This is a genomic window from Microbacterium tumbae (genome assembly GCF_054780175.1).
In genome coordinates this window covers 792812-804918 of the sequence record NZ_BAAGWV010000002.1, presented here as the reverse complement: position 1 = coordinate 804918, position 12107 = coordinate 792812, and the positions used below count along the sequence as shown (strand labels likewise).

Genomic DNA, 12107 nt, shown 5'->3' with positions numbered 1-12107 from the left:
GATTCCTCAGCGCCGCGCCGTCGCGATCCTCGCCGAGAGCTGGTGCGCATGGGCGAGCAGCATGCGTCCCAGCTGCGCGAGGCGATCGGGGCCGAAGCGGAACTCGACGCCGGTCAGGCTCAGAGCCCACTCCGGGCGTCCCGAACGGTCGAAGACGGCGGCGCCCAGGCCCCAGCTGCCCTCCACGATGAGCCCGGGGTTGACCGCATAGCCGCGCTCCTTGGTCTCCGAGAGCCGGGTGCGCAGCCGTCCCTCGGCGTGAGCGCGCCCCCAGGCCTCGGGAAGCTCCGGATGCCGCTCCAGGTATGCATCCACATCGTGGTCAGGAAGGAACGCGAGGATGGCGAGGCCTGCGCTCGCCACACCGAGAGGGAAGCGCACACCCTCGCTGAGCACGAAGGAGCGGATCGGGAAGGCGCCTTCCTCGCGCAGCAGGCAGACGGTCTCGTCGGCGCGGCGCACCGAGAGGAACGCACTCTCCTCGGTCTTCACCGCGAGCGAGCGGACGATGTCCTTCGCGAGCGCCGTGACGTCATAGCGCGCCGCGGCCACGGATCCCATCAGGAAGAGTTCAGGACCGGGCATCCAGCGCGCCGAGTCCTCGTCGCGGTCGACCAGTCCCTCCGCCCGCAGCGCCGACAGGAGGCGATGAGCCGTCGAGCGGGACAGGCCCGCATCGCGGGCGAGCTCCTGCAGGGCGGCGCCCTGCGCGCCGCTCGCCGTCACCAGGCGCATCAGACGTGCGGCCCTGGCGATCGCCTGGGCGCCGGGCACACGAGCGCGGGGTTCCACATCGTGGACACTATCGATGTCGCCGGCCACATCGCAAGCATCCGGTTCCGTCTGCGCTTCGAGAGGCGGATGCTGGAGACAGGACCTCGAAGGAGTGACGTGATCGACAAGCAATGGGCATCCGCCGCCGACGCGGTCGCCGACATCCCGGACGGAGCCTCTCTCGCCGTCGGCGGGTTCGGGCTCTCCGGAAACCCGATCGCCCTCATCGAGGCGCTTCTCGCGCAGGGCGCCACCGGCCTCAGCGTCGTCAGCAACAACTGCGGCGTCGACGACTGGGGGCTGGGAATCCTGCTGGCCGCGCAGCGCATCCGGAAGATGACATCCTCCTACGTGGGGGAGAACAAGGAGTTCGAGAGGCAGTTCCTCGACGGCCTGCTCGAGCTCGAGCTGACGCCGCAGGGCACCCTGGCGGAGAAGCTCAGAGCGGGCGGTTCCGGCATCGCCGCCTTCTACACCCGGACAGGCGTCGGCACGCAGGTCGCCGAGGGCGGGCTTCCGCGGCGCTACCGTGCGGACGGGACGATCGCGGTCGCCTCTCCGGCGAAGGACGTCCGCGTGTTCGACGTGGACGGCTCGCCGAGGGACTTCGTCCTCGAAGAGGCCATCACGACCGACTTCTCGCTCGTGCACGCCGCGATCGGCGACCGGCACGGCAATCTCGTCTTCACCAAGGCGGCGCGCAACTTCAACCCGCTCGCCGCGATGGCAGGACGTGTCTGCATCGCGCAGGTCGAGCGCCTGGTCGAACCGGGGGAGATCGACCCTGATCGCGTGCACCTGCCCGGCGTCTACGTGCACCGCATCGTGGAGGTGGGGACGGACATCCCCAAGCGCATCGAGCGGCGCACCGTCGCCGTGGAAGGAGCGGCGCATGGCGCTGACGCGTGAGCAGATGGCGGCGAGAGCCGCCGCGGAGCTTCAGGACGGCTCCTACGTCAACCTGGGCATCGGCCTGCCGACGCTCGTGCCCAATCACGTGCCGGACGGCGTCACGGTCGTGCTGCAGTCCGAGAACGGCATCCTCGGCGTCGGCCCGTACCCGGCTGAGGATGCCGTCGACCCCGACCTCATCAACGCGGGCAAGGAGACGGTCACCGTCCTGCCCGGTGCGGCGTTCTTCGACTCCGGCACGAGCTTCGGGATGATCCGTGGGGGGAAGATCGACGCGGCGATCCTGGGAGCGATGCAGGTCTCGGCATCCGGGGACCTCGCGAACTGGATGATCCCGGGGAAGATGGTCAAGGGGCCCGGCGGCGCGATGGACCTGGTGCATGGCGCAGGCCGCGTGATCGTGCTCATGGAGCATGTCGCGAAGGACGGCTCGCCGAAGATCGTGAACGACTGCTCTCTTCCGCTGACCGGCAGGGGCGTCGTGCACCGGATCATCACGGACCTGGCGGTGATCGACGTCACAGAGGCCGGGCTGGTGCTCGTGGAGACCGCCCCGGACGTCACGGTGCGGGACGTGGTCGATGCGACCGAGCCGGAGCTGATCATCCCTGAAGGGCAGGGCTCATGAGCGAGATCGTCATCGTCGCGGCCGCGCGCACACCGCAGGGGCGCTTGAAGGGGCAGCTCTCCGGCTTCACGGCGCCGCAGCTGGGATCCTTCGCGATCCGCGGCGCGCTGGAGCGGGCGTCCGTCGACCCGGCGGCGATCGATGCGGTCATCGTCGGTCAGGTGCTCGCAGCCGGCTCAGGGCAGAACGCCGCGCGTCAGGCCGCGATCGGGGCGGGCATCGGCTGGGACGTCCCCTCGCACTCGGTCAACAAGGTGTGTCTCTCGGGGCTCACAGCCATCATCGACGCCGCTCGGATGATCCGCACCGGGGACGCGACGACGGTGGTCGCGGCGGGCATGGAGTCGATGACGCGCGCCCCGCATCTGCTGATGGGGTCGCGCGACGGCTGGAGCTACGGGAGCGTCGAGGTGCTGGACCACATGGCCTACGACGGGCTCACCGACGCCTACGACAAGGTCAGCATGGGGCTGTCCACCGAGCAGCACAACGCCCGGTACGCGTTGACGCGCGAGGCTCAGGATGCGGTCGCCGCGCTCTCGCATCAGCGAGCCGCCGCCGCCCGGGACGCCGGCGTCTTCGACGCCGAGCTCGTCACGGTCGAGGTGCCGCAGCGCCGGGGAGAGCCGTTGCGTGTCACGCAGGACGAGGGGATCCGGCCGGAGACGACGGTCGAGACCCTTGCCGGTCTGCGTCCGGCTTTCAGCGCGGACGGCTCGATCACGGCGGGCAACTCCTCCCAGATCTCGGACGGGGCCTCCGCGGTGATCGTCACGACGCGGGACAACGCCGAGGCCCACGGCTGGCCGGTGCTCGTGAGCGTCGGTGCGAGCGGACAGACCGCCGGACCGGACAACTCTCTTCAGGCGCAGCCGGCGCGCGCCATAGAGCGGGCGCTGCAGAAGCAGGGCATCTCGGCATCGGATCTCGATCTGGTCGAGATCAACGAGGCCTTCGGGGCCGTGGTCGCCCGCTCGCAGAGCGAGCTCGGCGTCTCGTCCGACATCGTGAACATCCACGGCGGCGGCATCGCCATCGGCCACCCCATCGGTGCGAGCGGCAACCGTCTCGTCGTGCACATGGCCCATGAGCTGGCCCGACGGGGGAGCGGCACCGCGGCGGTCGGGCTCTGCGGCGGCGGCGGTCAGGGGGAGGCGCTCATCCTCACCCGCTGAGGATGGGTTCCTCCGTTCCGTTCGTCGAGCGAGCGGAGCGAGTCGAAACGGGGTTCGTCTCGAGCTGCGTTTCGACTCGGTCGGCTGCGCCGTCCTCGCTCAACGACCGGGGGAGAAGCAGCGGGACTTTCCTTCCGAACGACCGGGGGAGAAGCAGCGGGACTTTCCTTCCGAACGACCGGGGGAGAAGCGGCGGGACCTTCCTTCCGTTCGTTGAGCGAGCGGAGCGAGTCGAAACGGGTCTTGTGACGGGCTGCGTTTGGACTCGGTCGGCTGCGCCGTCCTCGCTCAACGACCGGGAAGAACGTGCGCGAAGGGGGCGTGCTGCGGCTGCGGACCGTGCCGTCCTCGCTCAACGGGTCGCGGGGGAGGCCTTCGCCGCCTTCTCCTGTGCCTTGGCGACCTTGACGGCCCGCTTGGCCTGCGCCTTGGCGAGGGGCGAGTCGTGCGCCACCAGGATCCCCCGTTCGTCCCGGCGCGTGTCGACGACAGCGCCGATCGCGAATGCGAGCGTGATGCCCCAGCTGAGCCATGCGAGCACGGCGCGCCAGGTGATCGGAGCCTCGCGCGTGCCCTTCAGCAGGGAGATCCCCGCCGTGATCGCGGCGAACAGTCCGGTGCTGAACAGGTAGCGCATGCCCCCACGCTACTCGTTCACCCCGCGACCGGTGCAGACCTGGCTCTTCTCAGGCGCGGACGCTAGAATGGCGCGCGGCGCTTCGGCGCTCACCAGCTGTGTATCTACCGGCCGTCGGCTTCCCGGCGGACAGCGGCGGCACCCGATCCCCGCGTCCGTCCGACGCGCGAGAGCCAATGACCCAGACGCAGATCTCCCGTTCGACGGATGCCGCGCCGAGCCTGCTCAGGCTTGCAGGGTTCCCGTACTTCCTCATCGCCTTCATCGCCCGTCTGCCCTTCGCCATGATGGTGGTGGGCGTTCTGACCGTGGTCGTCTCCGCCCGCGGTTCCCTGTCGCTCGGCGGCCTCACCTCCGCCGCGGTCGGCCTCGGGACGGCCGTGGTCGGACCGCTCCTCGGCGCCGCCGCCGATCGCTACGGTCAGCGCGTCGTCCTCGTGGCGTCCGCGCTCGTGAACGGCACAGCGCTCGCCGTCTTCGCCTGGGTGGTCTACAGCCCTGCTCCGGACGTGCTCGTCCTCCTCGCCGCGCTCGTCGTCGGCGCCTCGGCTCCTCAGGTGTCTCCGATGTCGCGTTCGCGCCTGGTGACCCTCATCACCGATCGGATGCCCGCACAGGCGAGGGACCGGAGGATCTCGGGCACGCTGTCGTACGAGTCCGCGGCCGACGAGACGGTGTTCGTCTTCGGGCCGTTCCTCGTCGGCATCCTGGCCTCCGCGATCGAGCCGTGGGCTCCGCTGGTCGCCGCGTCAGCACTGACCTTCGTGTTCGTCGGGGCCTTCGCCCTGCACCCGACCGGACGGCACATCTCCGCGGCCCGAGGGGCCGGCGGCTCCGCGCCCTCGCCGGTGGGAGCCCTGTTCCGCCCCGAACTCGTAGTCGTCGTCATCGGCATCCTCGGGGTGGGACTGTTCTTCGGTGCGATGCTCACCTCGCTCACGTCCTTCATGGCGGACAGGGGCGACGACGAGCAGGCGGGGCTCCTCTACGGCGTCATGGGCATCGGATCGGCGGTGCTGGCGCTGGGCGTCGCCTGGCTGCCCGCGCGGTTCCCGCTGCGCGCCCGATGGCTCGTCTTCGGCGCCATCCTGTTCGCGGGCGCCCTCCTCGTGGCGACGGCGAGCTCCGTTCCCGCGATGATCGCGGCACTCGCGGTGATGGGCATCGGCATCGGCCCGATGCTCGTCACGCAGTACGGGTTCGGCGCTGCCCGCAGCCCTCTCGGACGCTCGGCGACAGTGATGACGATGCTCGGTTCCGGCGTCGTGGTCGGACAGGCGGCGGCCTCGGCGATCACCGGCGCGATCGCCGAATCCGCCGGGACCGGGCCTGCCCTCCTGCTTCCGGGAGCGGCGGCCGCCCTCGTGCTCGCGTGCGGCGTCGTGAACTGGTTCCTCTCCGATCCGAAGCGGGTGCGCGAAGCCGGCCTGTGACGTCCCGTCACATGCCGGAAACGGCATCCGGGATACGCTGGACGAACCGACCACCGGTGTGAGGAGTCTCCATGACCGTTGCGGAATTCGTCGTCGTCGCGAACCGATTGCCGGTGGATCGGGTCCAGGGGCCGGACGGCGAGGAGGTCTGGCGCACCTCGCCAGGCGGGCTCGTCGCGGCTCTCGAGCCGATCATGCACTCGGTCGACGGCGCCTGGGTCGGGTGGCCTGGGCAGGCTGGGCTCGAGCTCGAGCCGTTCAGCGCGAACGGCATCCGCCTCATCCCGATCGCGCTGAGCGAGCACGAGGTCGAGGAGTACTACGAGGGCTTCGCCAACGACACGATCTGGCCGCTGTACCACGATGTGATCGCGCCTCCGCAGTTCCATCGCGAGTGGTGGGAGGCCTATGTCACGGTGAACCGGAGGTTCGCGGAGGCCGCCGCGGCAGCGGTCACCGAGGGCGGGACGGTCTGGGTGCACGACTACCAGCTGCAGCTCGTGCCCGAGATGGTGCGGGCGCTGCGGCCGGATGTGACGATCGGGTACTTCCATCACATCCCGTTCCCCGCGCACGGCCTGTACGCACAGCTGCCCTGGCGTGACCAGGTGCTGCGCGGTCTGCTCGGGGCGGACGTCATCGGATTCCAGCGCGCTCAGGACGCCACCTACTTCCTCACCGCCGTCAGACGGCGGCTGAGGTATGAGACCAAGGGCGCGAACGTCGCGGTTCCGGGCGAGGACGGCACGCGCACCGCCGTGGCGAAGGCGTTCCCGATCTCCATCGACACCGGGCCGTACCTGGAGCTCGCCGCGCGGCCGGACATCCAGGCGCGCGCCGCCGAGATCCGCGAGAGCCTGGGCAATCCGAAGAGGATCCTTCTCGGTGTGGACCGTCTGGACTACACGAAGGGCATCCGGCACCGCGTCAAGGCGTACGGCGAGCTCCTCACACAGGGCAGGCTCCACGTCGAGGACGTCACGCTCGTGCAGGTGGCCAGCCCGAGCAGGGAACGAGTGGACTCCTATGTGAATCTGCGCGACGAGATCGAGCTCGCCGTCGGTCGGATCAACGGCGACTACGACACGATGGGCCACACCGCGATCCGGTATCTGCACCAGGGCTTCCCCCGGGAGGAGATGGTCGCGCTCTACCTCGCCGCCGACGTGATGCTCGTGACGGCGCTCCGCGACGGCATGAACCTCGTCGCCAAGGAGTACGTCGCCAGCCGCGTCGACAACCGCGGTGTGCTCGTGCTGAGCGAGTTCACCGGAGCGGCGGATGAGCTGCGCACGGCCGTACGCGTCAACCCGCACGATATCGAGGGGCTCAAGGAGGCCATTCTCACGGCTATCGAGATGACACCGGGGGAGCAGGGCCGTCGCATGCGGCCGCTCAGACGCAAGGTGCTGGAGAACGACGTGCAGGCCTGGTCCTCCTCGTTCCTGGCCGCTCTGCGCGAAGCCCGAGGCGCGTAGGCACCTCTTCTTCGCCCGACGATCCCTGTGCGGCGCGCCCGTCGCTGCGGACATGAAAGGCTGGTCTCCGACCCATGCCGAAGGAGACCCTGCTGTGACCCGTACCTGGACGCCCGGAACCGCCGACGCCGACGTGACCGCCATCGCGACCACTTCCCGGCTCGTCATCGCGCTGGACTTCGACGGCACGGCGTCTCCGCTGATCGCCGAGCCCATGGCCGCACGCGCGCTGCCCGCCGTCACGGAGCAGCTCGATCGTCTCGCCGTGCTCCCCGACACGTTCATCGCCTTCGTGTCCGGGCGCAGTCTGCACGATCTCCGCGTCATCACCGAGCACGACGACGACTCGGCCGTCGCGCTCGCCGGCTCGCACGGCGCCCAGTACTGGTTCCCGGGCGCCGGTGAGGCGGCGCCGACCGGAGAGCCGACCGAGGACGGCACCAGGGAAGAGCTCTGGGCGGCGGCGCGGCCGATCATCGATCGCTACGACGGCGCGGAGTTCGAGCCGAAGACATTCGGCATGGGGGTGCACACGCGTCGGGCGACGTCCGAGGTCGAGGCCGCGGTGTTCGCCGAGATCGACGCGCTGGTGGCCGAGAGATTCCCGCACTGGCGTCGGCGGTCGGGGCACCGAGTGCTGGAGTTCTCCTCGCGGAGCGAGGGGAAGGACGCCGCGATCGGCGTGCTCCGGGAGCACTTCGCCGCGACCGGCATCCTGTTCGCCGGCGATGACGTCACGGACGAGGACGCCATGCGCGTGCTCGTGCCGGGGGATCTCGGAGTCCGCGTCGGACCGGGGGAGTCGGCGGCGACGCTGCGTGTGGACGATCCGCAGCAGATCGCGGAGCTCCTTGCGCAGGTCGCCGACGAGCGGGCGGCCGGACGGGAATAGACTGCCCAGTATGGCCCCGCAGGAACCGTCGAACACGCCCATCGACATCAAGCCCCGCAGCCGCGTCGTCACGGACGGCATCGAGGCGACGACCTCGCGCGGCATGCTCCGCGCCGTCGGGATGGGAGACGCCGACTGGGACAAGCCCCAGATCGGCATCGCCTCGAGCTGGAACGAGATCACGCCCTGCAACCTGAGCCTGGACCGCCTCGCTCAGGGCGCGAAGGAGGGCGTCCACTCCGGCGGCGGCTATCCGCTGCAGTTCGGCACCGTCTCCGTCTCGGACGGCATCTCGATGGGGCACGAGGGCATGCACTTCTCCCTCGTCTCGCGCGAGGTGATCGCCGACTCCGTCGAAACCGTCATGATGGCCGAGCGGCTGGACGGCTCCGTGCTCCTCGCCGGCTGCGACAAGTCCATCCCCGGGATGCTCATGGCCAGTGCCCGGCTGGACCTCTCCAGCGTCTTCCTCTATGCCGGCTCCATCGCCCCCGGCTGGGTGAAGCTCTCGGACGGCACCGAGAAGGACGTCACCATCATCGACTCCTTCGAAGCGGTGGGCGCCTATCGAGCAGGGCTCATGAGCGAGGAGGACCTCAAGCGCATCGAGTGCGCGATCGCGCCGGGAGAGGGCGCCTGCGGCGGCATGTACACCGCCAACACGATGGCGTCCGTGGCCGAGGCCCTCGGACTGAGCCTTCCCGGCTCCGCCGCCCCTCCGGCCGCCGATCGTCGTCGGGACTACTTCGCCCATCGCTCGGGCGAGGCCGTGGTGAACCTGCTCCGCCAGGGGATCACCACGCGCGACATCCTCACCCCCGAGGCGTTCGAGAACGCGATCGCGCTGGCGATGGCGCTCGGCGGCTCGACGAACGTCGTGCTGCACCTGCTGGCGATCGCCCGCGAGGCGGAGGTGGAGCTGAGCCTGCACGACTTCAACCGCATCGGTGACAAGGTGCCCCACGTCGCCGACATGAAGCCGTTCGGAAAATACGTCATGAACGACGTCGACCGGCACGGCGGCATCCCGGTCATCATGAAGGCGATGCTCGACGAAGGGCTCCTGCACGGGGACGCGCTCACCGTGACGGGCAAGACGCTTGCGGAGAATCTCGCGGAGCTCGACCCGCAGCCGATCGACGGCACGGTCATCCACACCTTCGACAACCCGATCCACGCCACGGGCGGACTCACCATCCTGCACGGCTCACTCGCCCCCGAAGGTGCCGTCGTGAAGACCGCCGGCTTCGACGCAGCCGTCTTCGAGGGCCCTGCACGCGTGTTCGAGCGCGAGCGCGCGGCGATGGATGCCGTCGCCGAGGGCGCCATCGACCCCGGAACCGTCATCGTGATTCGCTACGAGGGGCCCAAGGGCGGGCCCGGTATGCGCGAGATGCTGGCCATCACCGCCGCGATCAAGGGCGCTGGGCTCGGAAAAGATGTACTACTCTTGACAGACGGACGATTCTCAGGCGGCACAACCGGCCTGTGCATCGGCCACATAGCACCCGAAGCGGTGGACGCAGGTCCCATCGCCTTCGTGCGCGATGGTGATCTGATACGGGTCGATATCGCAGCTCGCTCTCTCGATCTACTCGTCGACGAGGCAGAGCTCGCCTCCCGCCGCTCCGGCTGGGAGCCGCTTCCCCCGCGCTATACCCGTGGCGTTCTTGCCAAGTACTCCCGACTCGTGCGCTCCGCTGCAGAGGGCGCCACGACCGGTTGATCCGCAGGCGAATACGGAGCGTTCCGCGCTCCGCCCACTTCTTCCTCCTCAGATCGCAAGGAAATCCATGACTGCTGATTCCGTGTCGGCCGTGCCCCGGCCGCCATCCTCTCGATCCGCCGCCCCTGAGCTGACCGGCGCCCAGGCGCTCGTGCGCTCGCTCGAGCTGCTCGGGGTCACCGATGTGTTCGGCCTCCCCGGCGGCGCGATCATGGAGGTCTACGACCCGCTGCTCGACTCCACCGAGCTGCGTCACATCCTGGTCCGCCACGAGCAGGGCGCCGGCCATGCCGCCGAGGGCTACGCCGCGGCATCCAACAAGGTGGGCGTCGCCATCGCGACCTCGGGTCCCGGCGCCACCAACCTCGTGACCGCGATCGCCGACGCCTATATGGACTCGGTTCCGTTCGTCGCCATCACCGGCCAGGTCTTCTCCACGCTCATGGGGACGGACGCCTTCCAGGAGGCCGACATCGTCGGCATCACGATGCCGGTCACCAAGCACTCCATCCTCGTGAAGGACGTGCACGAGATCCCGGGCGCCGTCGCCGCCGCGTTCGAGATCGCGGGGACAGGACGCCCCGGTCCCGTGCTCGTGGACATCACGAAGGACGCCCAGCAGGCCAAGGCTCCGTTCATCTGGCCGCCGAAGTACGATCTGCCCGGCTACCGGCCGGTGACCAAGGCGCACGGCAAGCAGATCCAGGCGGCTGCAGCCCTCCTCGTCGAGGCGAGGAAGCCGGTCCTCTACGTCGGCGGTGGTGTGATCCGGGGGCGCGCCTCCGCGGAGCTCAAGAGCTTCGCCGAGGCGTCAGGAGCCCCTGTCGTGACGACGCTGATGGCCCGTGGCGCCTTCCCCGACTCGCATCCGCAGCACCTCGGAATGCCGGGGATGCACGGCACAGTCCCGGCCGTGCTCGCCCTGCAGGAGTCCGACCTCATCGTGGCGCTCGGCGCCCGGTTCGACGACCGCGTGACCGGCAAGGCCGCGCTGTTCGCCCCGAACGCGAAGGTCGTGCACGTCGACATCGATCCGGCCGAGATCTCGAAGATCCGCACGGCGGATGTGCCGATCGTCGGCGACGTCCGCGACGTGCTCGTGGATCTGGAGACCGCGTACCGCAACGCCGCGGCGGAGACCACGCCCGACATCGCCGAATGGTGGTCGTACCTGGACGGCCTGCGCGACGAGTTCCCGCTCGGCTACACGCCGACGACCGATGGCCTGCTCTCCCCGCAGTACGTCATCCAGCGCATCGGCGAGCTCACCGGCCCGGAGGCGGTGTACGCGGCGGGCGTGGGCCAGCACCAGATGTGGGCGGCCCAGTTCATCAAGTACGAGCGCCCCAACGCCTGGCTCAACTCCGGCGGCGCCGGCACCATGGGCTACTCGGTCCCTGCGGCGATGGGGGCCAAGGTCGCCGAGCCCGAGCGCGTGGTCTGGGCGATCGACGGCGACGGATGCTTCCAGATGACCAACCAGGAGCTCGCCACCTGCGTCATCAACAACATCCCGATCAAGGTCGCGATCATCAACAACTCCTCGCTGGGCATGGTGCGCCAGTGGCAGACGCTGTTCTACGACGGACGCCACTCCAACACCGACCTGAACACCGGTCACGGCACCGTCCGCGTCCCCGACTTCGTCAAGCTCGCCGATGCGTACGGATGCCTCGCGATCCGGGTGGAGAAGGAGGAGGACGTGGACGCCGCGATCCAGCAGGCGCTGGAGACGAACGACCGACCCGTGGTGATCGACTTCGTGGTGTCCGCGGACGCGATGGTGTGGCCGATGGTGCCGCAGGGCGTGAGCAACAGCTACGTCCAGTACGCGATCGACCATGCACCGACCTTCGAAGGGGATGAGTGAGCGAGATGTCCAAGCACGTTCTGAGCCTTCTCGTCGAAGACCGTCCCGGTCTCCTCACCCGCGTCGCCGGACTGTTCGCCCGCCGCGGCTTCAACATCGAGTCCCTCGCCGTCGGGGTGACGGAGGTGCCGGGGATCTCGCGCATCACCGTCGTCGTCGACGTCGAGGATCTGCCGCTCGAGCAGGTCACCAAGCAGCTGAACAAGCTCATCAACGTCATCAAGATCGTCGAGCTCGACTTCGCGACGTCGGTGCAGCGCCATCATGTGCTCGTGAAGGTGCGCACGGACAACGCCACGCGCTCGAACGTGATCGAGATCGTGAACCTGTTCCGCGCCTCGGTCGTCGACTACGCCGCTGACGCTCTCGTCATCGAGGTGACCGGCGACAAGGGCAAGGTCGATGCGATCCTCCGTGCGCTCGAGCCCTTCGGCATCAAGGAGCTCGCGCAGTCCGGCCTGCTCGCCATGGGCCGCGGAGGCAAGAGCATCACCGAACGCGTCCTGCGCGGCTGACCCCGAACTTCGCAACCATCATCAATCCCGCCCCGCTCGTTGAGCGAGCGGAGCGAGTCGAAACGCA

The 12107-nt window shown here is 69.3% G+C and carries 11 protein-coding genes; 9 read left to right on the top strand and 2 right to left on the bottom strand.

Annotated features, from left to right (window positions below; genetic code table 11):
• Window positions 1–6: 6 nt before the first annotated feature.
• Window positions 7–792: an IclR family transcriptional regulator gene (locus ACYVGQ_RS11190; protein WP_460784689.1), complete on the bottom strand. Its 786-nt coding sequence runs from the start codon at window positions 790–792 to the stop codon at window positions 7–9.
• Window positions 793–891: 99 nt separating this feature from the next.
• Here ACYVGQ_RS11190 and ACYVGQ_RS11185 point away from each other — a divergent pair, with 99 nt between their 5' ends.
• The 3 genes from ACYVGQ_RS11185 to ACYVGQ_RS11175 are packed head-to-tail and all read left to right on the top strand — an operon-like array spanning window position 892 to window position 3489.
• Complete coding sequence (locus ACYVGQ_RS11185) at window positions 892–1683, top strand: CoA transferase subunit A (protein ID WP_460784849.1); 792 nt, start codon at window positions 892–894, stop codon at window positions 1681–1683.
• Window positions 1667–2314, top strand: a complete 648-nt coding sequence (locus ACYVGQ_RS11180; RefSeq protein WP_460784688.1) for a 3-oxoacid CoA-transferase subunit B — start codon at window positions 1667–1669, stop codon at window positions 2312–2314. The genes ACYVGQ_RS11185 and ACYVGQ_RS11180 overlap by 17 nt, the downstream gene beginning before the upstream one ends.
• Window positions 2311–3489 (top strand): acetyl-CoA C-acetyltransferase, encoded by a 1179-nt coding sequence (locus ACYVGQ_RS11175; RefSeq protein WP_460784687.1) that lies wholly within the window; start codon window positions 2311–2313, stop codon window positions 3487–3489. The genes ACYVGQ_RS11180 and ACYVGQ_RS11175 overlap by 4 nt, the downstream gene beginning before the upstream one ends.
• A 352-nt stretch (window positions 3490–3841) precedes the next feature.
• Here ACYVGQ_RS11175 and ACYVGQ_RS11170 read toward each other — a convergent pair whose 3' ends face one another.
• Window positions 3842–4126, bottom strand: coding sequence for a hypothetical protein (locus tag ACYVGQ_RS11170; RefSeq protein WP_460784686.1), 285 nt, complete (start codon window positions 4124–4126; stop codon window positions 3842–3844).
• 176 nt (window positions 4127–4302) lie between these two features.
• Here ACYVGQ_RS11170 and ACYVGQ_RS11165 point away from each other — a divergent pair, with 176 nt between their 5' ends.
• From ACYVGQ_RS11165 to ilvN, 6 genes are all read left to right on the top strand, one after another.
• Window positions 4303–5559 (top strand): MFS transporter, encoded by a 1257-nt coding sequence (locus ACYVGQ_RS11165; protein WP_460784685.1) that lies wholly within the window; start codon window positions 4303–4305, stop codon window positions 5557–5559.
• 71 nt (window positions 5560–5630) lie between these two features.
• The gene (locus ACYVGQ_RS11160) at window positions 5631–7037 is read left to right on the top strand and encodes an alpha,alpha-trehalose-phosphate synthase (UDP-forming) (RefSeq protein WP_460784684.1); all 1407 of its coding nucleotides are present in this window, start codon (window positions 5631–5633) and stop codon (window positions 7035–7037) included.
• A gap of 94 nt (window positions 7038–7131) precedes the next feature.
• A complete protein-coding gene (gene otsB / locus ACYVGQ_RS11155; protein WP_460784683.1) occupies window positions 7132–7929 on the top strand; it encodes a trehalose-phosphatase in 798 nt (265 codons plus the stop codon).
• A 10-nt stretch (window positions 7930–7939) separates the two neighbouring features.
• Window positions 7940–9655, top strand: a complete 1716-nt coding sequence (gene ilvD, locus ACYVGQ_RS11150; RefSeq protein WP_460784682.1) for a dihydroxy-acid dehydratase — start codon at window positions 7940–7942, stop codon at window positions 9653–9655.
• Window positions 9656–9722: 67 nt separating this feature from the next.
• Window positions 9723–11525, top strand: coding sequence for an acetolactate synthase large subunit (locus tag ACYVGQ_RS11145; RefSeq protein ID WP_460784681.1), 1803 nt, complete (start codon window positions 9723–9725; stop codon window positions 11523–11525).
• A gap of 5 nt (window positions 11526–11530) precedes the next feature.
• The gene (ilvN, locus tag ACYVGQ_RS11140) at window positions 11531–12040 is read left to right on the top strand and encodes an acetolactate synthase small subunit (protein ID WP_460784848.1); all 510 of its coding nucleotides are present in this window, start codon (window positions 11531–11533) and stop codon (window positions 12038–12040) included.
• Window positions 12041–12107: the final 67 nt, after the last annotated feature.

Bases quoted from the DNA above. Each gene is read 5' to 3' on its own strand.
- ACYVGQ_RS11170 (WP_460784686.1), bottom strand. From the start codon at position 4,126: ATGCGCTACCTGTTCAGCACCGGACTGTTCGCCGCGATCACGGCGGGG.
- ACYVGQ_RS11160 (WP_460784684.1), top strand. From the start codon at position 5,631: ATGACCGTTGCGGAATTCGTCGTCGTCGCGAACCGATTGCCGGTGGAT.
- ACYVGQ_RS11175 (WP_460784687.1), top strand. From the start codon at position 2,311: ATGAGCGAGATCGTCATCGTCGCGGCCGCGCGCACACCGCAGGGGCGC.
- ilvN (WP_460784848.1), top strand. From the start codon at position 11,531: ATGTCCAAGCACGTTCTGAGCCTTCTCGTCGAAGACCGTCCCGGTCTC.
- ACYVGQ_RS11165 (WP_460784685.1), top strand. From the start codon at position 4,303: ATGACCCAGACGCAGATCTCCCGTTCGACGGATGCCGCGCCGAGCCTG.
- ACYVGQ_RS11180 (WP_460784688.1), top strand. From the start codon at position 1,667: ATGGCGCTGACGCGTGAGCAGATGGCGGCGAGAGCCGCCGCGGAGCTT.
- ACYVGQ_RS11145 (WP_460784681.1), top strand. From the start codon at position 9,723: ATGACTGCTGATTCCGTGTCGGCCGTGCCCCGGCCGCCATCCTCTCGA.
- ilvD (WP_460784682.1), top strand. From the start codon at position 7,940: ATGGCCCCGCAGGAACCGTCGAACACGCCCATCGACATCAAGCCCCGC.